The 21761-nt window shown below is 73.1% G+C and carries 19 protein-coding genes and 1 pseudogene; 11 read left to right on the forward strand and 9 right to left on the reverse strand.

Translation table 11 applies throughout. The features are described 5' to 3' along the window. Positions 1-37: 37 nt before the first annotated feature. Genes FSW04_RS11185 through FSW04_RS11205 form a run of 5 tightly spaced genes read right to left on the reverse strand, consistent with a single transcriptional unit; the run spans position 38 to position 4086 of the window. Complete coding sequence (locus tag FSW04_RS11185) at positions 38-1078, reverse strand: LLM class flavin-dependent oxidoreductase (RefSeq protein ID WP_146919248.1); 1041 nt, start codon at positions 1076-1078, stop codon at positions 38-40. Then, entirely contained in the window at positions 1072-2073 is a 1002-nt protein-coding gene (locus FSW04_RS11190) for a phosphotransferase family protein (protein ID WP_228431152.1), read from the reverse strand. The genes FSW04_RS11185 and FSW04_RS11190 overlap by 7 nt, the downstream gene beginning before the upstream one ends. Further along, positions 2070-2498 (reverse strand): hypothetical protein, encoded by a 429-nt coding sequence (locus FSW04_RS11195; RefSeq protein ID WP_146919250.1) that lies wholly within the window; start codon positions 2496-2498, stop codon positions 2070-2072. Before FSW04_RS11195 ends, FSW04_RS11190 begins: the two co-directional genes overlap by 4 nt. After that, positions 2498-3415: an enoyl-CoA hydratase-related protein gene (locus tag FSW04_RS11200; RefSeq protein ID WP_146919252.1), complete on the reverse strand. Its 918-nt coding sequence runs from the start codon at positions 3413-3415 to the stop codon at positions 2498-2500. The genes FSW04_RS11195 and FSW04_RS11200 overlap by 1 nt, the downstream gene beginning before the upstream one ends. Then, the gene (locus FSW04_RS11205) at positions 3412-4086 is read right to left on the reverse strand and encodes a histidine phosphatase family protein (protein ID WP_187369421.1); all 675 of its coding nucleotides are present in this window, start codon (positions 4084-4086) and stop codon (positions 3412-3414) included. The genes FSW04_RS11200 and FSW04_RS11205 overlap by 4 nt, the downstream gene beginning before the upstream one ends. 94 nt (positions 4087-4180) lie before the next feature. On the opposite strand from FSW04_RS11205, the gene FSW04_RS11210 reads away from it, so the two are divergent. Further along, the gene (locus FSW04_RS11210; RefSeq protein WP_146919256.1) at positions 4181-5776 is read left to right on the forward strand and encodes an AMP-binding protein; all 1596 of its coding nucleotides are present in this window, start codon (positions 4181-4183) and stop codon (positions 5774-5776) included. Positions 5777-5783: 7 nt separating this feature from the next. Here the strand turns inward: FSW04_RS11210 and FSW04_RS11215 are convergent, their stop codons facing one another. Further along, positions 5784-7421, reverse strand: a complete 1638-nt coding sequence (locus tag FSW04_RS11215) for a class I adenylate-forming enzyme family protein (protein WP_146919258.1) — start codon at positions 7419-7421, stop codon at positions 5784-5786. Positions 7422-7521: 100 nt separating this feature from the next. On the opposite strand from FSW04_RS11215, the pseudogene FSW04_RS27070 reads away from it, so the two are divergent. Further along, a pseudogene (locus FSW04_RS27070) lies at positions 7522-8488 on the forward strand (AMP-binding protein); the annotation flags it as partial. Between the two features lie 171 nt (positions 8489-8659). Next, positions 8660-8971 carry an AMP-binding enzyme gene (locus FSW04_RS27075; protein WP_228431254.1) on the forward strand — a complete coding sequence of 104 codons (312 nt, stop codon included), beginning with the start codon at positions 8660-8662 and terminating at the stop codon, positions 8969-8971. Position 8972: 1 nt separating this feature from the next. Here the strand turns inward: FSW04_RS27075 and FSW04_RS25895 are convergent, their stop codons facing one another. Both FSW04_RS25895 and FSW04_RS25900 read right to left on the reverse strand, forming a co-directional pair. After that, the gene (locus tag FSW04_RS25895; RefSeq protein ID WP_187369422.1) at positions 8973-9809 is read right to left on the reverse strand and encodes an alpha/beta fold hydrolase; all 837 of its coding nucleotides are present in this window, start codon (positions 9807-9809) and stop codon (positions 8973-8975) included. Next, a complete protein-coding gene (locus FSW04_RS25900) occupies positions 9806-10213 on the reverse strand; it encodes a hypothetical protein (protein ID WP_187369423.1) in 408 nt (135 codons plus the stop codon). The genes FSW04_RS25895 and FSW04_RS25900 overlap by 4 nt, the downstream gene beginning before the upstream one ends. A gap of 149 nt (positions 10214-10362) precedes the next feature. On the opposite strand from FSW04_RS25900, the gene FSW04_RS11235 reads away from it, so the two are divergent. Beyond that, entirely contained in the window at positions 10363-11046 is a 684-nt protein-coding gene (locus FSW04_RS11235) for a histidine phosphatase family protein (protein ID WP_146919264.1), read from the forward strand. Here the strand turns inward: FSW04_RS11235 and FSW04_RS11240 are convergent. Then, a complete protein-coding gene (locus FSW04_RS11240; RefSeq protein WP_146919265.1) occupies positions 11037-11822 on the reverse strand; it encodes an enoyl-CoA hydratase/isomerase family protein in 786 nt (261 codons plus the stop codon). The genes FSW04_RS11235 and FSW04_RS11240 overlap by 10 nt on opposite strands. Before the next feature lie 170 nt (positions 11823-11992). Between FSW04_RS11240 and FSW04_RS11245 the strand changes: the two genes are divergently transcribed. The 7 genes from FSW04_RS11245 to FSW04_RS11275 are packed head-to-tail and all read left to right on the forward strand — an operon-like array spanning position 11993 to position 21602. Then, the gene (locus tag FSW04_RS11245) at positions 11993-12361 is read left to right on the forward strand and encodes an acetone carboxylase subunit gamma (protein WP_187369424.1); all 369 of its coding nucleotides are present in this window, start codon (positions 11993-11995) and stop codon (positions 12359-12361) included. A gap of 2 nt (positions 12362-12363) precedes the next feature. Next, the gene (locus FSW04_RS11250) at positions 12364-16401 is read left to right on the forward strand and encodes a hydantoinase B/oxoprolinase family protein (protein ID WP_146919267.1); all 4038 of its coding nucleotides are present in this window, start codon (positions 12364-12366) and stop codon (positions 16399-16401) included. A 10-nt stretch (positions 16402-16411) separates the two neighbouring features. Beyond that, positions 16412-17179: an SDR family NAD(P)-dependent oxidoreductase gene (locus FSW04_RS11255; protein ID WP_146919268.1), complete on the forward strand. Its 768-nt coding sequence runs from the start codon at positions 16412-16414 to the stop codon at positions 17177-17179. Then, the gene (locus FSW04_RS11260; RefSeq protein WP_146919269.1) at positions 17176-18375 is read left to right on the forward strand and encodes a hydantoinase/oxoprolinase family protein; all 1200 of its coding nucleotides are present in this window, start codon (positions 17176-17178) and stop codon (positions 18373-18375) included. Before FSW04_RS11255 ends, FSW04_RS11260 begins: the two co-directional genes overlap by 4 nt. After that, a complete protein-coding gene (locus FSW04_RS28460; RefSeq protein WP_146919270.1) occupies positions 18372-19277 on the forward strand; it encodes a hydantoinase/oxoprolinase family protein in 906 nt (301 codons plus the stop codon). Before FSW04_RS11260 ends, FSW04_RS28460 begins: the two co-directional genes overlap by 4 nt. A gap of 1 nt (position 19278) precedes the next feature. Continuing rightward, positions 19279-19950 carry a hydantoinase B/oxoprolinase family protein gene (locus tag FSW04_RS27825; protein WP_146919271.1) on the forward strand — a complete coding sequence of 224 codons (672 nt, stop codon included), beginning with the start codon at positions 19279-19281 and terminating at the stop codon, positions 19948-19950. After that, the gene (locus FSW04_RS11275; RefSeq protein WP_146919272.1) at positions 19947-21602 is read left to right on the forward strand and encodes a hydantoinase B/oxoprolinase family protein; all 1656 of its coding nucleotides are present in this window, start codon (positions 19947-19949) and stop codon (positions 21600-21602) included. The genes FSW04_RS27825 and FSW04_RS11275 overlap by 4 nt, the downstream gene beginning before the upstream one ends. Positions 21603-21761 lie beyond the last annotated feature (159 nt).

The following is a 21761-nucleotide window of genomic DNA, read 5'->3' on the forward strand; positions in this document are numbered from 1 at the left end:
TACGCCTCCGGTCGGGGGAGGTGGGCGGCGGCGGACCTTAGCCGTTTCCGGGCGCGCAGTGCTCGGTCAGCAGGGCCAGGTTGTGCGCCACGCGCTCGGCCGGGACGCGGAACGTCGGCGGCGAGAGCACGACCTCGTCGGCCACGCCGTCGAAGCGCGACAGCGCCTCGGCGACCTGCTGCGGGGTGCCGGCCAGGGCGAACTCGTCGAGCATCGCGTCGGTGACCGCGGCGATCATGCCGTCGACGTCGCCCTGGCGGAAGGCGCCCTGGATGGCCTTGGCCTCCTCCGCGAAGCCGCAGACGTCGAACAGCAGGCCGTAGGACTTGACCGAGCCGTAGAAGGCGATCATCGCCGCGGCGTCGCGGCGGGCCTGCTCCTCGTCCTCGTTGGCCGACGCCAGCGTGTAGGTCGCCACCTTGACCTCGGCGGGGTCGCGCTCGGCGTGGCGTGCGCCCTTGTCGATGGCGGGGCGCACGACCTCGGTGATGTAGCGCGGGCTGAGCAGGGTGTGGCCGAGCAGGCCGTCGGCGACGCGCCCGGCGCTCTCGATCATCCGCGGGTTGACCCCGGCGGTGTAGATCGGGATGTCGCGCTCCGGCGGGGAGGCGAGGTCGTCCAGGCCCTGGATGTGCAGGTGGTAGAAGCGCCCGTCGTGCTTGATCGGCCCCTCGTGGAGGTTCCAGATCCGGCGCAGCAGCGGGACGAGCTCCTCCATCCGCACGGCGGGGGCGTCGCCGTCGAGCCCGTGCCAGTCCGAGATCATGCGCCGCGTCCCGTTGCCGATGCCCAGCACCATGCGCCCGCCCGACAGCTCGTCGAGGTCGCGCGCCTCGGCGGCGAGCATGAGCGGGCTGCGCCCGACGCCGTAGATCACGCCCGAGCCGATGCGGCAGTTCCTGGTCCGCATGGCTGCCGCGGCCAGCGTCACGGTCGCCGAGCGGTTGTAGAGCTCGCACGTCCACACGGAGTCGAAGCCCGCCTCGTCCGCGGCGTGCGCGGCGTGGGTCATCGCGTCCAGGGAGGGCGCGAACGCGCAGACGCCGCGCAGGGGACGGGGGCCGCCGGAAGTTACCATGCCATCAACCTCGCCATGTCCTGGCGCAGCCCCGCGAGGGAGAAGCGGCTCCACGCCATCCGGAAATCGGTCGTGTGACCGCGGTCGTACATCCACACCGCGGTGAACTGCGTCGCCAGCAGCATCATCGCCGCCAGCATCTCGAACGTCTTGAGGTCCTCGGGGTCGACGTGGCGGCCGGTCAGCTCGGCGTAGCGCCCCAGGAACCACTCCTGCTCGGCGATGCAGCCCATGAGCGGGCTGTGGGCGCGCAGGTGCTTGCCCGCCGCGCGCGCCATCGTCAGGTAGCCGAGGTCGAAGCGCGCGTCGCCGACGTAGACGAGCTCCCAGTCGAGGATCGCCCGCACCCGGTCGCCGGCCACGAGCATGTTGCCGATGCGGTAGTCGCCGTGGACCAGGCCGGTCCAGGGCTCCGTCGGCTCGCGCGCGGCGACCCAGTCGTAGGCCTCCTCCACGATCGGGTCGCGCACGAGGCGCTTCTCCTCGTAGACCGTGCGCCAGCGCGCCACGACGTCGGCGAAGCCCATGACCGGCACGCCCTGCGGAAGCCGTGCGGTGTCGCTGAGGTGCACGCGCGCCAGGTTCTCCACCATGTCGTTCGCGATGCCCCGGGGCCCCGCGTAGTCGGCGGCCAGCCGCGCCTGGTCGGCGCGGCCGTACATGTTCGGCGCCTCGCCCTCGACGTGCTCCATGACGAAGAACGGGCCGCCGAACGCGGTGCCCGGGTCCTCCTGCAGCGCGTGCACGCGCGGCATGGTGATCCCGGTGTCCTCCAGCGCCCGGTAGACGTGGAACTCGAGGGCCAGGTCGGTGTCCAGCAGCGCACCGCCGGGTCGCACCCGGACGACGAGGCGCCGCCGGTCCGTCGTGGCCACGTAGGAGTGGCGCGACCAGCCGCCGGCGAGCTGGTCGACCGCGATGACCTGCTCGCCGTCCAGCAGTCGCCCCGCGGCCTGCAGCGCGTCGCGGACCGCGTCGGCCCGTGCGTCGCTCACCCGCGCCCCGCCTCGATCGCGTCGGCCAGCAGCTCGACCTCGCGGTCGGCCAGGTGTGCGAGCCGCGCCTGCACGGCGCCGCGCAGCGTCGCGGCCCCCGGCGCCGGATCGGCGCGCAGCGCGTCGAGCAGCTCGCAGACCAGGTCGCCCAGCGGCGCGGCGGCCGACGTGCCGCGCAGACGCGTGGCGAGCGGCGCCAGCGCCGGCAGGCCCGCCGCCTGGACGGCGTCGGCGACGTCGGCGGCGAACACGGCGCGCTCGGCGTCGAAGTGCTCGATCTCGACCGCCAGGTGCCGCGACCCGCTGTAGGCCGACAGCAGGCTGGCGCGCCCGAACGCGTTGCCGGGCTCCTCGCTGCGGGCCGCGTCGCGCGCGGCGGCGCCGATCGCGGTGACGACCTCGGCCGGCGTCAGCGGGTTGAGCATCAGCCGGCGGACGGGTTGCGCCGGCGCCGGTCGAACGGCGGCTCGGGGAACGGCGGCGTGCCGTCGGGCAGGTCGCGGCTGACGGTCAGCGGAAACGCGGGCGGGCGCTTCTCGATGAACGACTGCGCGCCCTCGGCCGCGTCGGCGGACGCCGCGCGCTCCTCGATGTAGATCGACTCGGCGCGGTGGGCGTCCATGGGGTGGGTGGCTCCGGCCATCTGCCACAGGAGCTGGCGGTTGAGCGCGACGGAGACCGGCGCGGTGTGCTCCACCATCCTGCGGGCGGTCTCGTAGGCGGCCGGGAGCAGGTCGTCGGCGGGCAGCACCTCGCGCACGAGCCCGGCGGCCAGCGCCTCGTCGGCGCCGAACACCCGGCCGCTGATCGCCCACTCCAGGGCCGTGCTCATGCCGACGGCGCGGGTCAAGAACCAGCTCGACGCCGCATCCATGCAGATGCCCCGGCGGCTGAAGACGTAGCCGAACTTCGCGTGCTCGGAGGCCAGGCGGACGTCCATCGGGAGCGGAAACGTCGCGCCGAAGCCGACCCCGGCCCCGTTGATCGCGCCGACGATCGGCTTCAGGCAGCGGAACATGCGCAGGCAGATGAGGCCGCCGCTGTCGCGCGGGATGTCGCCGGGGCGCAGCTCCTCCGTGCCGCGCTCGACGGCCCGGTCGCGCACGTCGAAGCCGTTGGTCAGGTCGTAGCCGGCGCAGAACGCGCGGCCGCGCCCGGTGACGACCACCGCGCGGACGTCGTCGTCGGCGTCGACGAGGTCCCAGACGAGCAGCAGCTCGCGCTCCATCGCCGCGTCGAGCGCGTTGAGCTGGTCGGGGCGGTTCATCGCGATCGTCGCGATGCCGTCCTGCACCTCGTAGGTGATCGCGTCGTAGCTCATCGGCTTGGGGGTGAAGGTCATCGGGTCGCCTCCGCGAGCTCGGTGAGGTGGGCGATGTCGTTGAAGGTCCGCAGCGCCCAGCGGCCGCTGTCGAGGCGCAGCAGGCGGGTGATCGAGGCGTTCTCGGCGTACAGGAATGCGAAGGCCAGGCTGTCGGTCGCCTGCCGGCAGGCCTCGGCGATCACGCCGCCGTGCAGGACGGCGACCCCGGTGCCGTCGGGGCCCACGGCATCGGCCATCCGCGCCATGCCGGCGGTGATCCGCGCCGAGAAGGCGTCCATGTCCTCTGCGTCGGGGATCACGTCCCACCGGCCCGTGGCCAGGATCTCTGCCGAGACCGGGTCGTCGCCCATCCGCGAGCTGAGCTGGCCCTCCCACTCGCCGAGGTGGACCTCGCGCAGCTCCTCGATCACGACGGGCGCCAGGTCCAGGACGCGGGCCAGCGGCTCGGCGGTCTGCGCCGTGCGCCGCAGCGGTGTGATGAACAGCCGGCGCGCGTCGGTGCCACGCAGGCGCTGCGCCACGGCGTCGGCCTGCACATGACCGCGGTCGGACAGCGGCGGGTCAGAGTGGCCGTCGACGAGGCCCAGCGTGTGGCCGTCGGCGATCCCCGCCGACGAGCCGTGGCGCACGCAGACGATCTCGGTGGCTCCCGCGGGGAGCGTGAAGGGTCGCTGGAAGTCGCGCGGCATCGCCGCCGCCGACTGTAGGTGGGGACGGGGTCGATCGCGTCCTGGCGAAAGCGCCAGTTCTCGACCGCGGGACCGGCTGGTTGGATGCCGGGAGGTGTCCGTGACCCCTGCCATGCGCGCGCTGACGACGCTGCCTGCGGTGCTCGACGCGGCGGCCGAGCGCGACGGCGACCGGATCGTCCTGCACGCCGACGGGCGCGACGTCGGCACGGCGGAGCTGCACGCGGGCTCCCTGCACGTCGCGGGGGCGCTGCGCGCCTGGGGCATCCGCCCGGGCGACCGTGCCGCGATCATGATGGCCAACGTCCCGGAGTTCATCTCCGTGTGGTTCGGCATCTCGCGGGCGGGCGTCATCGAGGTCCCCGTCCACTGCGCCTACCGCGGCCCGCTGCTGGAGCACATCCTCTCGGAGTCCGGCGTGCGGATCCTGTTCTGCGACGCCGAGTTCGTCGACCGCCTCGGGCCGCTGAGCCTGCCTGGCCTCGAGCACATCGTGGTGCGCGGGGAGTCCGACACGTCCGCCGTCCCGGCGCAGGCGGCGGTGCACCCGCTGGCCGAGGCGCTCAGCGCCGACCCGGACCCCGATCCGCCGGTGGTCTCGCCCGGCGATGTCTCCTGCGTGCTCTACACGTCGGGCACCACGGGCCCGGCCAAGGGCGTGGTGCTGCCGCACACGGCCAACCTGCGGCTGGCGACGGCCAACATCGAGCTCATGCGCTACTCGGCGCAGGACGTCCTCTACACCGCGTTCCCGCTCTTCCACGTCAACGCCAAGTTCACGTCGGTCTGCTCGACGCTGCTCATCGGCGGCCGCCTGGTCCTCGACGACCGCTTCAGCGCCTCGCGCTTCTGGGACATCATGCGCGAGCACGGGGTCACCTCCTTCAACTACATGGGCTCGCTGCTGACGATCCTGGCCAAGCAGCCGCGCGGGCCCGGCGACCGCGACCACGGCGTGGTCAAGGCCTACGGCGGCGCGTGCCCCGGCGATCTGTGGACGGAGTTCGAGGAGCGCTTCGGCGTCCACATCGGTGAGCACTACGGCATGACGGAGACCGGCATCACGACGTGGAACACGTTCGAGGAGCGCCGGACGGGCTCCTGCGGACGCGCCGCCCCGTGGTACGAGGTGCGCGTCGCACGCCCCGACGACGTCGAGTGCGAGGTGGGGGAGGTCGGCGAGATCCAGGTGCGCCCGCGCGATCCCGACATCATGCTGCGCGAGTACTGGGCGCGGCCGGACGCGACGATCGAGGCGTTCCGCAACTTCTGGTTCCACACCGGCGACCGCGCCCGGATGGACGAGGACGGGTTCTTCTACTACGTCGACCGCCTCAAGGACTCCATCCGCCGGCGCGGCGAGAACATCTCCTCCTACGACGTCGAGAACGTGGTCAACGGCTTCCCGTCGGTCGTGGAGTGCGCGGCCTACGGCGTGCCGTCCGAGCTCGGCGAGGACGACGTCATGGTCGCCGTCGTCTGGGAGCCGGGCGCCGAGCCGCGCTTCGAGGAGCTCATCGCCCACTGCGACGAGCGCCTGGCCGACTTCGCCACCCCGCGCTACCTGCGAGCCTGTGCCGAGCTGCCCAAGACCCCGAGCCAGCGGGTGCAGAAGTTCAAGCTGCGCGAGGAGGGCGTCACGCCCGACACGATCGACCGCGGCGACCGCATCGGCGCCCGGCGCCGCTGAGCGCCCCTCAGAGCCCGGCGCCGTGCAAGGCGCCGTCCTCCCCGGTGAGCAGGCCCTTCATCACGCGGCCCATCGCGTTGCGAGGCAGCGCGTCCAGGAAGTCGACCCTGGCCGGCACCTTGTAGTCGGCCAGCCGCTCGCGGCACCAGGCGATGAGCTCGGCCTCGGTGGGCGGCGGGTCGGTGGAGGCCACGACGACGCCGCGCACGTCCTCGCCGAGGACGGGGTTGGGCATGGGCACGGCGGCGGCCTCGAGGATCCCGGGGTGCTCGCCGAGCACGCCCTCGACCTCGGCCGAGGAGATGTTCAGCCCGCCGCGGCGGATGATCTGCTTCGAGCGGTCCACGAAGAACACGAACCCGGCGTCGTCGATGAGCGCCATGTCGCCCGTGTGCAGCCAGCCGTCGCGCAGCGCCAGCCGCGAGGCCTCCTCGTCGCGCACGTAGCGCGACATGGAGCTCGGCCCGCGCAGGCACAGCTCGCCGGGCTCGCCGACGGCGGCCGGGGTGCCGTCCTCGGCGAGCACCGTGTGCTCGATCCAGGGGTGGAACGTCGTGCGGCCGATGGACATCCCGTTGGCGCCCAGGCGCTGCAGGGCCTCCGGGTGGTCATCGTTGATGAGCATCATCCCGGAGGTGCCGCCCTCGGTCAGGCCGTAGACGTTGACGACCTCGACGCCCCAGCCCTGGCCGATCTCCTCCCAGACTCGCCGGTAGAAGCTCGCCGGGCCGGGCTGGGCGCCGTAGCAGACGCGGCGCAGCGCGGGGAAGCGCAGCGCGGCGATCTCCTCCTTCGTCAGCCGGGCGAAGATGAGCTGCAGGACCGCGGAGATGAGGAAGATGGAGGTCGTGCCGTAGCGCTCCATGCGCTCCAGCGTCCCGCGGACGTCGAACTCGGTGTCGATGACGTACGTGCAGCCGGCGACGAGCGCGGCGAGCTGGTTGGTGTGGCAGCCCGTGCTCGTGAAGAACGGCGCGAAGCCCTGGTAGACGCTCGTCGCGTCCAGGCCCCACAGCGGCACGGACTGGTGTCCGCAGGCCACCGACTCGGCGTGGGTCAGCCCGACGGCCTTGGGGTTGCCCGTGGTGCCCGAGGTGAAGATCCAGTCGGCGTCGTCGAGCTCGCCGACCGTCGTGCGCGGGTGGCCCGGGTCGCCGTCGTCCAGCGCCTGCGCGAGGCTCGCGCCCAGCACCGGCTCGTCCGCGACCTCGATGAGCACGGCGTCGCCGAGGGACGGCTGCAGCTCGGACAGCAGGCCGGCGTAGGCCGGGGCGAACACGATCGCGGCGGGGGCGACGAACTCGAGCACGAACGCGAGCTCGCGGGCCACGTAGCGCGTGTTGAGCGGGACGTTGATCGCGCCGAGGCGGTGGACGGCGTGGTAGGTGAGGATGGCCTCGGCCGCGCCGTCGTTGGCCAGCAGGATCCCGACCCGGTCGCCCTTGCCGACCCCGGCGGCGGCCAGCGAGGCCGACAGCCGGGCCGCGTCGTCGCGCAGCTGCGCATAGGTCCGGGCGACCTCCGTGCCCGTCAGCAGGCTGGACGCGAGGATCGCCGGGTGATCGGCGCGATCGGCCGCGCGGGCGTCGAGCAGGTCGGGGACGGTGCGCTCGGCGACGGAGGCCGGCAGCGGGCGCTGACTCATGTCTCATGCACCCTCGCCCGTCGCGCCGCGCGCGCCTACTGTCAGTAGCGCCAGTGCCGCGTGGCGAGCGCCGGGGCCGGCCGCGCGAGATGATGGGTTCATGGACTGGTCCTATCCGCTGCGCGCCGCCTGTGAGCGCCATCCGCGCCGCGTCGCGGTGCGCCACCGCGGCCGTGAGCTGACCTTCGCCGAGCTGGAGGCGGGCGTCGCCGGCCTCGCCCAGGGCCTGTCCGACCGCGGGCTGGCCGGCCGCGCCGTGGCCTGGATCCTGCCCAACGCCCCCGAGGCCGTCGAGCTGTCGATGGCGCTGGCGCGCGTGGGGCCGTCGGTGTGCCCTCAACGACCGCCTCACCCAGGACGAGCTCGCGTTCATCGCCGACGACGCGGGCGCCGAGCTGCTCGTCACGACCCCGGGCCGCGACGGCCTGCCCCCCGACATCCCCGTCGCGACCGTGGACGAGCTGCGTGCCCTGCCGGGTCCCGCCGAGCTGCCCGACGTCCCCGACGACGCCGTGGCGACCATCATGTACACGTCGGGCACGACCGGCGTGCCCAAGGGCGTGGCGCGCACGCACCGTGCCAACGCCTGGAACGTGGTCAACTCGGCGCTGGGTTCGCCGCGGACACCGGAGGACGTCGAGCTCTTCAACCTGCCGGCGTTCGGCATCGGCCTGCTGCACTTCGCGATCCCCGCGCTGCTCGGCGGCGCCACGCTGGTGCTCGACGGCGCGTTCGACCCGGCCCGGGTCTGGGCGCTGCTGGGCGCCGGCGACGTCACCCGCACGTTCCTGGCGCCGACGATGATCAGCGCGATGCTCGCGGTCCCCGCCCAGGAGCGCCACGACGTCTCCTCGCTGCAGGTCGTCTACTGCGCCTACGAGTTCGCCCCGCGGCTGCGCGAGCGGGCGCTGGAGCGCTTCGGCGACGTCTTCGTCTACATGTACGGGTTGACCGAGGCGCAGCTGACGTGCACGCGCCCCGGCGACTTCACCGCCAAGCCCGGCAGCGTGGGCACCGCGATGGGCGCGCTTCGCCTGCGGATCGTCGGCGACGACGGGACGCCGCTGCCGGCCGGCGAGGTGGGGGAGATCGCGCTCCAGGGGCCGTCGACGATGGCCGGCTACCACGGGCGGCCGGAGGAGACTGCGGCGACGCTGCGCGACGGCTGGGTGCACACGGGCGACCTGGGGCGCATCGACGCCGACGGCGACCTGCACTACGTCGGGCGCAGCAAGGAGATGATCAAGACCGGCGGGTTCAGCGTCGATCCGACCGAGGTCGAGCAGGTCCTGCTGACGCTGCCGGGCATCGCGGAGGCCGCCGTCGTCGGCGTCGCCGACGAGCACTGGGGCGAGATGGTCGTGGCGTTCGCCGCACCGCCGGGGCCGGCGGGCGAGGCCGAGGTCATCGCCGCCTGCCGTGCGCGCCTGGCCGGCTACAAGGTGCCCAAGAAGGTGCGCTTCCTCGATGCGCTGCCGCTCAACGCCACGGGCAAGGTCCAGCGCGGGGCGCTCCGGGCGCTCCTGGCGCCCGGAGCCCCTGGTCCGTGACTCAGCCGGCCGCGGCCGCGCCGGTGCGCGAGGACACGAACGCGTCGACGAGCTCGGCCAGGCCGGCGGGGTCCTCGAACATCGGGTAGTGGCCGATGTCGGGCAGGATCCGCACCTCGGCCTGCTCGCCGATGAGCTCGGCCGAGAGCCGGATGAGCGGCTCGGGCACCCAGAAGTCGTCGGCGCCCTTGATGATCAGCACGGGGCAGCGGACGTCGCCGAGCTGGTCGCGCACATCGTGGGAGGCCCATCCCTGGATGTCGCCGTTGCCGGCCTGGTGGGCGTTCTGGTGCTGCCACCAGAGCTCCTTGACCTTCTCGGGGTCGGCGAGCATCGGCTTGCCCAGCGACTCGACGGCCGCGTACTCCAGGAACGGCTTCCAGGCCGTCGACCAGGCCGGGCGCTCCAGCTCGGCGGGGAACGGCAGGATCGGCGAGCCCCACGCCAGCCCCTCCATCGGCACGATGGCCAGGAAGTCCTCGCTGTGGTTGGCCGCCAGGTCGAACGCGATGCAGCCGCCGATCGAGCAGCCGATCATGACGGGCTTGGAGCCGACGCACACCTCCTGGGCGAAGCGGTGGACGAACTCCGCGTGCTGGTTGATCGTGCGGTGCGGCTCCCAGCCCACGGGGTAGGAGCGCGAGTGGCCGGGCAGGTCCAGGGCCAGCCCGCGGTAGCCCCGCTGCGCCAGCAGCGGCAGCAGGTACTGGTACTCGCGGGAGTCGGCCCCGGCGGTGTGCACGCACACCACGGGCGTCCCCTCGCCGCACGCGTCGTAGAACGTCCGCGTGCCGTCGATGGAGACGTAGTGGCCGGTGATCGGCGCGTCGGTGCTCACGCGATCGCCTCCGCGCCGACGGCCGTCCGCGCGAGGCAGCCGGCCAGCCGCATGCTCGCGATGTGCATGCGCCCGGCCTCGATGCCGTTGCCCTCGATGGCGATCTCCGGCGGCCGGTAGCCGCCGCCCGCCGCCTCGATCTCCTCGACGGTGTCGAGGTAGCGCGAGCCGGCCGAGACGAGGTCGGTGAACGTCCGCTCGCCCGTGCCGAGCATGGTCCACGCCTCGGGCGAGCCCGACAGCTTGAACGTGTAGCCGAAGACGGGGATGAAGTCGAAGACCTCGATCACCCGTCCGCGGTAGACCTTCAGCCACAGGCGCTGGGCGCCGGCCTCGATCAGGATCGAGCCGTCGAACCACCGCGCCTCGGCCACGAACTCCTCGTCGGCGTGCAACGCCTCCAAGAACCGCTCCTGGAACCCGTATCCCCGAGCTGCATGGTCCGATCCCCTCGATGAAGTTGTAGGCCTACCGTCCGGTCGACCCTCGGGCGACCCTAACCCGCCACCCGAGCACGCGTCAACGCGGGGGACGATCTGGCAGGCTGCCTGCCATGCCCAGCGTCCTCCTCGTCCGCCACGGCCAGGCCTCCTACGGCGGCGAGGACTACGACGTGCTGTCCGAGATCGGCCACCGCCAGGCCGCCGTGCTGGCGGGCGAGCTGCAGCGCCGCGGCGTGGACATCCACCGGCTCGTCAGCGGCGGCCTGAACCGCCAGCGCGACACCGCGGCGGCCTTCGCGGCCACCACGGGCCTGGAGGTCGAGGTCGACCCGGGGTGGGACGAGTACGACTCCCAGGACGTCCTGACCCACCACTCCACCAGCGACGCACGGCTGGACCGCAAGCCGGGCGAGCCGACGACGTCGATCTCCTCGCGCGACTTCCAGGACCTGCTCGACGGGGTGCTGACCGACTGGATCACCGCCGGCGACGCGAGCCCGGCGGCCGAGCCCTGGACCGCCTTCGACGCGCGGGTGCGCGCCGCGATGGACCGCGTGATCGACAGCCTGGGATCCGGCCAGACCGCGCTCGTCGTGTCCTCGGGCGGCACGATCGGCGGCATCTGCGCGGCGCTGCTGGGAATGCCGCCCACCGACCTCGTGACGTTCAACCGCGTGGCCGTCAACACCGGCATCACGCGCCTGGTCTCGGGCCGCTCGGGCGTGACGCTCGTCACCTTCAACGAGCACGGCCACCTCGACGGGATGGGCCCGGAGCTGCGGACCTACCGCTGAGCGGCGCCGCGGAAGTCGGGCCGGCGCTTCTCGGCGAAGGCCTCCAGGCCCTCCTGCGTCGCGGCCGAGCGCCGAACGGCCTCCCACTCGGCGCGCTCGCGCGCCAGGCCCTCCTCGATCGTCACGTCGGGCGCGAGGACCGCCAGGCGCTTCGTCGCCTGGATGGCCTCGGCCGGCCCGTCGGCCAGGCGCCGCGCGATGTCCAGGGCGACCTCGGCGGCGGTGCCGTCGGGCACGACGCGGCTGGCGATCCCCATGGCCCCGGCCTCGACGCCGGTGATCCGGCGGCCGGTGAGCAGCAGGTCGCGTGCCACGCCCTGGCCGACGGCGCGGACCAGGCGCTGCGTGCCGCCCGCCCCGGCGATGAGGCCGATCGTCGCCTCGGGCAGCCCGAGCCTGGCCGACTCCCCGACGACGCGGATGTCGCAGCACAGCGCGAGCTCGAAGCCGCCGCCCATCGCGGGACCGTCGACCGCGGCGATCGTCGGGGCGGGCGTGCGCTCGAACGCGGAGTAGGCGTCCTGGCAGTGGCGGACGAACTCCAGCTGCTCCTCGATGGACACCCGTGCCATCCAGGGGATGTCGCCGCCGGCGGCGAACATCCGCGGCACGGCGCTGCGCACGACCACGGCGCGCGTGTGCGGCCCGAGGGCCAGCACGGCGTCGCGGACCATGCACACGAACGCGTCGTCGAACTGGTTGACGGGGGGTCGCTCGAGGACCACCTGCGCCACGCCGTCGTCGTGCTCGACACGGACCCACGGGTCGCTGGCCATGGCCGCGAGTCTACCCGCCGGTAGGCCGGCGACGGGGGTCGCCGACAGGCTGTCCCTAGCGACAGTCTTGCCTTGAGGGGCCCCCACGCCTCTGGTAGTTGTCGACCTCGTCGGCCGTCCGCTCGGTAGGGACGGCGGCGGGTCATGGGGCAACTCTCGAGGAGGACAGCGTGAGCCAGGTCGCGGTGCAGGACGGTCCCGGACGCCGGACGGGTGGCGATCCCACCGTGGGCGACGCGTTCACGTTCCGCCGGGACGCGACGGCGGGCTGGCAGATCCACTGCTCGGAGTGCGACCACCACTACGGCCCGGCCGAGCGCGACCCCAAGCTCGGCGCGGTCGTGCGGGAGGGCTCGATCACCGACCTGTCGACGCTGAGCGACGTCGGGATGACCGAGCGGCTCGTCGCCCGCCAGTTCTTCTGCCCGTCCTGCGCGCTGCTCATGGCGGTCAACGTCCAGCAGGTCGGGGACCCGGTGATGCTGGAGTGGAGCCTGGACCCGGCCACCCTGGACAGCGCGATCGCGCCGGAGGCCTGACCATGTACAACGTCGCCGTCGACATCGGTGGCACGTTCACCGACTGCGTCGTCCATGACGTGGAGGCCGCGCGCATCGTCGCGGCCAAGGCGCCGACCCAGCGCCAGGACCTCGGGGCCGGCGTGCTCGACGCGGTCCGGGCGGCCGCCGAGCGCCTCGGGACGCCCCTGGACGACGTGCTGCGCGACACGGAGCGCTTCATCCACGGCTCGACGGTCGCCACGAACGCGATGATCGAGCGCGACGGCGCGCGCACGGCCTACATCACGACCGCCGGCCACGAGGACACGCTGGCGATCGGCAAGATCTTCCAGAAGCGCGCCGGCCTGTCCGAGCGCGAGATCTCGCACCTCAACCGCCTGTCCATGGCCGATCCGCCGCTCATCGAGCGAGAGCTGGTCTTCGGCGTGGTCGAGCGCGTCGACTACCAGGGCCGTGTCGTGCTCGAGTTGGCCGACGAGGCGATCGCCGAGGTCGTGGAGCGCGTGCGCGCCTCGGGCGTGCAGGCCGTGGCCATCTGCCTGCTGTGGAGCTTCCTCGAGCCGGCGCACGAGCGGCGCCTGGCCGACGCGCTGCGCCGCGAGCTTCCGGACATGTACGTGTCGGCGTCGGTCGACGTCGCCTCGGTGCTCGGCGAGTACGAGCGCGGCGTGACCACGGCGCTCAACGCCTACCTCGGGCCGCCGATCTCCCGCTACCTCGGCGGCCTGCAGGACCTGCTCAGCGCCGGCGGCCTCACCGCCCCCGTGCTGCTCATGACCGCCGAAGGCGGCGTCGTGCCGATCTCCAGCGCCCGCGACCGGCCCGTCAGCCTCCTGGACTCGGGCCCCGTCGGCGGCACGCTGGGCTCGCGCTTCGTCGGCCGCGCCTACGACGAGCGCAACATCATCTGCACCGACGTCGGCGGCACGTCGTTCGACGTGTCGCTGGTCATCGACGACGGCTTCCAGCTCGAGCACGAGCCCGTCATCGCCCAGTACGCCTTCAAGGTGCCCAAGGTCGCGGTCAAGAGCATCGGCGCCGGCGGCGGCTCGATCGCCTGGGTCGACCAGATCGGCGTCCTGAAGGTCGGGCCGCACTCGGCGGGCGCCCGCCCGGGCCCGGCGTGCTACGGCCGCGGCGGCGAGCTGCCGACGGTGACCGACGCCAACCTGATCCTCGGCTTCCTCAACCCGGACAACTTCCTCGGCGGGGCGATGACGCTGGACCGCGAGGCGGCGGTCCGGGCGTTCGAGCCGCTGGCGCAGCGCCTGGGCCAGACGGTCCAGGAGGTCGCCGCGGGCGTGCACCGGATCATGAACTCGCACATGGCCGACCTGCTCCGCGCGTCGACCATCGAGCGCGGCCACGACCCGCGCGACTTCGCCCTGTTCGCCTACGGCGGCGCCGCCGCGACGCACGCCGTCGGCTACGCGGCCGAGGCCGGCGTCAAGGGCATCCACGTCCTCAACGACGCCACGGCGTTCAGCGCGCTGGGCATGCTCACCGCCGACCTCGCGCACTCCTTCGACCGCGCCCGCCCGCTGTCGACGCCGTTCTCCGACGCCGACTACGGCGTCATGTCCGGGATCTACGACGAGCTGCGCACGGCGGCCGAGGCCCAGCTCGTCAGCGAGGGCGAGTCCCCGGCCGGCGCCACGTTCCGCCGCAGCGTGCTCCTGCGCTTCCGCGCGCAGGTCCACGAGCTCGAGCTCGACGTCCCCGACGACCTGACGCTCGACGCCGCCGGGCTGGACCGTCTCATCGAGCTGTTCACCGCGCGCTACGAGGACACCTACGGCGAGGGCTCGGCCTACCCCGACGCCGGCGTCGAGATCACGACGTTCCGGCTGACCGCGACGGTCCCGACCTCCGTCGCCGAGCTGCCGCGCCTGGCGCCGGCCGACGGCGACGCCGCCCAGGCGCTGACGGGCTCGCGCGAGGCCTGGTTCGATGGCCACGGCCTGCTCGAGATGGCCGTCTACGACGGCGAGCGGCTCGGGCCGGGCCACCACCTGGAGGGCCCCGCCGTGGTCGAGCGCTACGGCGACAGCGTGCTGGTCCCGCCCGGCTTCGCGGCCACGGTCGACGACCGCGGCTCGATCCACGTCGAGATCGGCGACCGCACCACCGCGTCCGACGCCGAGGCCGACCTCACCGACGGCCGCCTGGACCCCATCACCTACGAGGTCATCCGCAACCGGCTCTGGGCCATCAACGACGAGCAGGCCCAGACCGCGGCCCGCAAGTCGGGCAGCCAGTTCATCTACGAGGCGTTCGACTTCAACGCCGGCCTGCTGGACGCCGACGGCAACGGCCTGTTCGCCGGCGTCTACGTCCTGTTCCACACGACCGGCCTGGACATGACCGTCCAGGCGATCATGGAGCGGTTCGGCGAGATCCGCGACGGCGACATGTTCATCACCAACGACCCGTGGGTCGGGGCGATCCACTTCAACGACTTCGTGACGGTGACGCCGATCTTCGCCGACGGCGAGATCATCGCCTGGGGCGCGCTGGTCATGCACTACCAGGACGTCGGCGGCCCGGTGCCGGGCAGCTTCGTGGTCGGGGCGACCAACGTCTTCGAGGAGTGCCCGATCATCACGCCGCTGAAGCTGATGGACGCCGGGCGTTACTGCACCGAGGTCGAGACGCTGCTGCTGCGCAACACGCGGACGCCGATGATGAACGGGCTCAACCTGCGCGCCACGGTGGCCTCGCAGGCCACGACGCGCCGGCGCGTGCTGGAGGTCGTCGACCGCTACGGCAAGGACGCGTTCAAGGCCGCCACCGCGCAGGTCCAGGAGGAGGTCGAGCAGACGGTCCGCAGCCGCCTGGACGAGATCCCCGACGGCGAGTGGTACGACCACGTCTACCTCGACCACGACGGCGTGAACTACGAGCTCTACGAGGTCAAGCTGCGCCTGGAGAAGCGCGGCGGCAAGCTCATCTTCGACTTCACCGGCACGTCGCCGGAGGCGCCGGGGATGATCAACGGCACGATCTCGGGGCTGCGCGGGGGCGTGGCGGTCGCCGTGCTGGTCATGCTCGCCTACGAGATCCCATGGTCGACGGGTGGCCTGCGCGACATCGTCGAGATCATCTCCGAGCCCGGGACGATCAACAACTGCACCTACCCGGCGGCCTGCAGCGGCGGCAGCGTGTGCGCCGAGGAGGCGACGGAGAACGTCGCGGGCACCGTCGTCGGCAAGATGCTCGCCGCCAGCGGGCGCCTGCGCGACGAGTCGATGACGGTCTGGTACCCCTACTTTAACCTGGTGATCCTGGCCGGGCTGGACCAGTACGGCGACCCGCTGGCCTCGCTCATGTTCGACAACTCCGCCGGGGGCGGCGGCGCGCGGCGCTGGGGCGACGGCGTCGACTGTGGCGGCTACTTCGAGTCGATGTCCTGCGTGTGCCCCAACGTCGAGTCCAACGAGAAGATCTTCCCCGTCCTGGAGCTCTACCGCCACCGGGCGCCCGGCAGCTACGGCCACGGGCGCCACCGCGGCGGGACGGGCATCGAGGTCGGGACGATCTCCTACGACGTCGACCGCGACCTGGAGGTCATCGTCACCACGCACGGCGCCGCCCAGCCCGGCGCGCCCGGGCTGTACGGCGGCTACCCGTGCGCGCTGAACACCAACGTCATCCTGCGCGGCGCCGACGCCCGCGAGCAGTTGCTGGCCGGCGCGCTGGTGCGCGGCGAGGGCGACGTCGGGTTCTCGGGCCGCGAGGTGCTCGAGGCCAAGGCCCGCACGACGCTGGCCCCGGGCGACATGCTCATCACCCGCAACGAGGGCGGTCCCGGCTTCGGCGACCCCCTGCGCCGCGACCCCGCCCTCGTGGCGCGCGACGTGCGGACGGGGCTGTGCACCGCGCAGGACGCCGACGCGGTCTACGGCGTCGTGCTCGGCGCCGACGGGGGCGCCGACGACGCGGCCACCACGCAGCGCCGCGCCGAGCTGCGCGCGCAGCGCCTGACGGGCGCCACGCCCGTCTCCGATCTGATCCAACGCCACGGCGCCGAGGGCGCCCTGGCCGCACTGGGGAGCTGAGGCGACCGACATGGGACGACTTGACGAGCGGGTGGCCGTGGTCACCGGCGCGGCCGGCGGGTTCGGCAGCGCGATCGCGCGACGCCTGCACGCCGAGGGCGCACGCGTCGCGCTGTGGGACATCCGCGAGGACGACGCGGTGGCGCTGGGGCAGGGCATCGCCGGGGACGGGACGACGCTCGGCGTCGGCGTGGACATCGGAGACTCGGCAGCCGTCGACGCGGCGGCGGCGCGCACCCGCGAGGCGCTGGGCCCGATCGACATCCTGGTCAACAACGCGGGCGTCGTGAACTCGGCGCCGCCCTGGGAGGTCACCGACGCCGACTGGGACTGGCACTTCCGCGTCAACTCGACGGGCGCGTACTACTGCATCCGCGCGTGCCTGCCCGACATGCGCGAGCGCCGCTACGGCAAGATCGTCAACATCGGCTCCGTCGCCGCCCAGCAGGGGCGGCCCACCACGAGCCCGGCCTACGCGGCGTCCAAGGGCGCCATCCTGGGCATGACGGTCTCGCTGGCCCGCAACCTCGGCGCCGACGGCATCTGCGTCAACGCCGTCAACCCCGGGTTCATCAAGACGGTCATCCACGACCAGTTCAGCGCCGAGCAGCTCGCCCCGCTCATGGCCGACATCCCGCTGGACCGCCGCGGCGAGCCCGGCGCCAAGGGCATCCCGGAGGACATCGCCGCCGCCGTGGCCTTCCTGGCCTCGCCGGACTCGGACTTCATCACCGGCGAGTACCTGAGCGTCAACGGCGGGTCGAGGACCGGCTCGTGAGCGGCTACCGGGTCAGCATCGACATCGGCGGGACGTTCACCGACTGCACGATCGTCGACGCCGGTCAGGCCGTGACGATCGCCAAGGCCCCGTCGACGCCGTCGGACTTCTCCAAGGGCTTCATCGACGCGCTGCGCGCCGGTGCCGCGGCGCTGGATCTCGACCTCGGCGAGCTGCTGCGGCGCACCGCCCGCATGTCGCACGGCACGACCGTCGGCATCAACGCCGTCGTGAGCCGCACGGGCGCGCGCGTCGGCCTGATCTCGACCGCGGGCCACGGCGACGCGCTGCGGATCCTCAACAACACGGGACGCACGAACGGCCAGCCCGTCGAGCGCATCCTCAACTACGCGGCCAGCTCGCTCCCCGACCGCTTCGTGCGCCGCGAGGACACGATCGAGGTCACCGAGCGCATCGACACGTTCGGCGACGTCGTCGTCGCGCTCGACGAGGACGAGGTCCTGGCCGCCGCGCGGCGGCTGCTGGACCAGGGCGTGCAGACGCTGGCGGTCAGCTACCTGTGGAGCCACCTCAACCCGGTCCATGAGCGCCGCACGCGCGAGCTGCTGGACGCCGCGCACCCCGACGTCTACGTCAGCTACGGCTCCGAGCTGGCGACGCGCATCGGCGAGTACCCGCGTGCGGCCACCGCGGTGCTGAACTCCTACATCGGCCCGCTCATGCGCGACTACGTGACGCGGCTCATGGACCAGCTGCGCGAGCACGGCTACGCCGAGCGCCTGCTCTTCGCCCAGTGCGACGGCGGCCTCATCGACGCGGCCGACGTCATCGGCCGCCCGGTCATGACGCTGGAGTCGGGCCCCGTCGGCGGCGTGATCGCCTCGGCACGCGCGGGCGCCCAGACCGGGCACCCCAACATCATCGCCGCCGACATGGGCGGCACCACGTTCGACGTCAGCGTCATCGCCGAGGGCGAGCCGCTCGTGCGCGACGGCGTGGTCGTCGAGCAGCACGACCTCTTCCTGCGGATGGTCGACGTCGAGTCCGTCGGCGCGGGCGGGGGCAGCCTGGCCTGGATCGACCCGCAGTCGGGCGCTCTGCGCGTCGGGCCGCAGAGCGCCGGGGCCGTGCCGGGACCGGTCTGCTACGGCCGCGGCGGCACGCAGGCGACGGTCACCGACGCCGACCTCGTGCTCGGCCTGCTCAACCCCGACAACTTCCTCGGGGCCGGATGACGCTCGACGTCGAGGCCGCCCGGCACGCCGTCGGGGAGCTGGGGGAGCGCATCGGCCTTGGCCTGCTGGAGTGCGCCGCGGGCATCCAGGAGGTCGCCGACAACCTCATGGAGGACAAGATCCGCTCCATGACGATCGCCCGCGGCCACGACCCGCGGGACTTCGTGCTCTACGCCTTCGGCGGCGGCGGCGCGGTCCACGCCGGGCTGTTCTCGCGCGGCCTGGGCATCCGGCGCGTGGTGGTCCCCGTCGGCGACCTCGCCTCGGTGTGGTCGGCCTACGGCATCGGCCTGGAGGGCTACGGACGCACCTACGAGCTGCCCGTGTTCCTGCACGCCCCGCTGGACGCCACGGCCATGGCCGAGGGCTACGAGCGCCTCGAGCGCCTCGCGCGCTCCGACGCCGAGCGCTCGGACGTCGCGTGGGACTCGTTGCGCCTGGCCCGCACGGCCGACATGAAGTACGCGCTGCAGGTCTACGACGTCGAGGCGGCCGTGCCCGCGGGCGCGATGGAGCAGGGCGCGATGCAGGGCATCGTCGACAGCTTCGAGCGCACCTACGCCCAGCGCTTCGGCGAGGGCGTCGGCTACCCCGAGGGCGGGATCGACCTCACCGCGCTGCGCCTCGGCGTCCAGCCCGCCGAGCCGATCGCCGTGCCCGCCGGCGGCGGAGCGCTGCCCACGGGCGGCGACAGCGCGCCGACGGGGTCGCGCGACGTCTACTGGACCGAGCTGAAGGCCGTGTCGGCCACGCCGGTCTACACCGGCCCCGACCTGGCGGCGGGCACGCGCATCGACGGCCCGGCGCTCGTCGACTACCCGGACACGACCGTGGTGCTGCGTCCCGAACTGCGGTTGACCGTCGAGGCCGGCGGCAACCTGACCATCGACCTGGAAGCCTGAGATGAGCGCGACGAACGCCCCGCGGACCCTCGAGAACGAGCGCGAGCGCCGCGCCGAGACCTTCGTTGCCGGCTACCTGCCGCCGGATGACCTGGTCATCGATCCGTCGCTGCAGCTGCACACCGAGCACGACACCGACATCGACCCGATCTCCTACGAGGTCCTGCGCTCCAAGCTGTGGAACGTCAACTGGGACCACCAGGAGACGATCCGCCGCGTGTCGGGCAGCCAGGTCGTCGTCTTCGGCTACGACTTCAACACGTCGATCCAGACCGAGGACGGCGCCGGCGTCTGCTTCGGGCCGGGCAACCTGTTCTTCAGCGGCTGCGCCGACCTCGTGGTCAAGTGGACGCTGGAGCACCGGTCGATGAACGTCGGCATCGGCGAGGGCGACATCTTCCTGCAGGACGACCCGTGGATCGGCACGAACCACCAGATGGACACCGCGGTCTACGCGCCGGTCTTCTGGGAGGGCCGGCTGTTCGCCTGGGTCTACAACGTCATCCACCAGCGCGAGCTGGGCGGGGTCGAGCCCGGCGGGTTCACCCAGCAGGCGCGCGACGTCTACTCCGAGCCCACGTTCTTCCCGCCCATCAAGCTCGTCGAGGCGGGCCGGCTGCGCGAGGACGTCGCCGACGCCTGGGTCCGGCGGTCGCGGCTGGCGGGCTCATGACGCTCGAGCTGCGCTCGCAGATCGCCGGCGTCGAGCTGGCCCGCGAGCGCGTGCTGGACATGGTGCGCCGCTACGGGCCGCTGCAGGTCAAGGGCGCGATGCGCAAGATGATCGCGACGACGGCGGGCGTGGTCGGCGACCGCCTGCGCTCGCTGCCCGACGGCGAGTGGACCGACACGCGCTACGTCTCGGGCGCCGTCGTCGGCGACCTCAACCCCTACAAGTTCAGCCTCACGGTCCGCAAGACCGGCGACCGGCTCTTCTACACCAACGCCGGCACCGACCCCAGCGTCGGCTCGTTCAACATCACGGCCGGCGTGTTGCGCGCGTGCATCACCAACTCGCTGCTGACGTTCCTCTGCTACGACCAGTACCTGTGCGCGGCGGGGCTGCTGGAACAGGTCGACTTCGAGTTCGAGCGCGGCACGATCACCGCGGCGCGCCACCCGGCGGCGTGCAGCACCTCGATCGGGCTCGTCGTCGCGCTCGTCCAGGCCCAGCACCTCAACATGAAGATGCTGTCGACCAACCCGACGACGGCGCACCAGACGTTCGGCGCCTCGGGGGCGGCGACGCTGATCTACAACCACACCTTCGGCCTGGACCAGTACGGCAACCCGACGGCGAACTTCCCGATGGACGGCATCGTCGGCGGCCTCGGGGCGTTCCCGTGGCGCGACGGCCTGGAGCACGGCGGCACGATGAGCGCCACGATGAACCCCGTGGGCAGCGTCGAGGCGATCGAACGCGAGATCCCGATGCTGTTCCTCTACCGGCGCGAGGCCGTCGACTCCGGCGGCCATGGCGAGTGGCGCGGCGGCGCGTGCCTGGTCTCCGCCATGGTCGGCCACCGCTCGCCCGAGCACTACATCTCCTCCGGCGGCCTGGCCCAGAGCGTGACGATGGGCATCGGCGTGCTCGGCGGCTGGCCGGCGACGGGCGGCACCATGTGGCGTGCCGAGGACTGCGCGATCCGCGACTGGTTCGCCGACGGGCGCCTGCCCGGCACGCCCGCGGCGCTGCGCGAGATGGCGCCCGAGGGCGGCCTGGCGCCGCCCAAGGTGTTCGACAACCGCATCACCGAGCGCGACGTGTTCGAGGTGCTGCCCAACCCGGGCGCCGGCTACGGCGACCCGGTGCTGCGCCGGGCCGATCTGGTGGCCGACGACCTGGTCCAGGGCAAGGTCACGCCTGAGCACGCCCGCGTGATCTACGGCGTGGTCGTCGACGGCGACGGGGCGGTCGACGAGGCCGCGACGGCGGCCGAGCGCAAGGCGCTGCGCGCGCGTCGGCTGGACCGCGCCCGCCCGCCGCGCGAGCCGCGCGAGGGTGCGCTGGGCTCGGTGACCGAGCACGCGCTGGCCACCGTCGTGGCCGGGCCGGGCGCCGACGGCACGCCGGCGCTGGGCTGCGCGGCGTGCGCGCGGGAGCTCGCGCCGCGCGAGGGCAACTACCGCCGGGGCGCGGCCTGGCTCGAGCTGGCGATGACCGAGCTGGGGACGCACTTCACCGACCCCAAGGAGCAGATCGGCCACGAGCTGATCTGGCGCTCCTACCTGTGCCCGGGCTGCGGCGTGGCGCTCGACGGCGAGCTCTGCCGGCCCGACGACGAGCCCGTGTGGGACGTGCGGCTGGCGCCACGGGCCTCGTGAACCTGGGTGGTCCCGCGGGCCGGCTGGGGCGAGCCCGGGTGGGTGGCGCTCCGCGCGGGGCGCCGGCACCCGGAGGTCGTCCGCGGGGCGTCGGGGGGGGCAGGTGGCGCGAAGGTGGCGTCATGCCCCACGTTCGCGACACCCGGCGCGCTCGGTGAG

The sequence above is a fragment of the Baekduia soli genome (assembly GCF_007970665.1).
Lineage (GTDB): Bacteria > Actinomycetota > Thermoleophilia > Solirubrobacterales > Solirubrobacteraceae > Baekduia > Baekduia soli.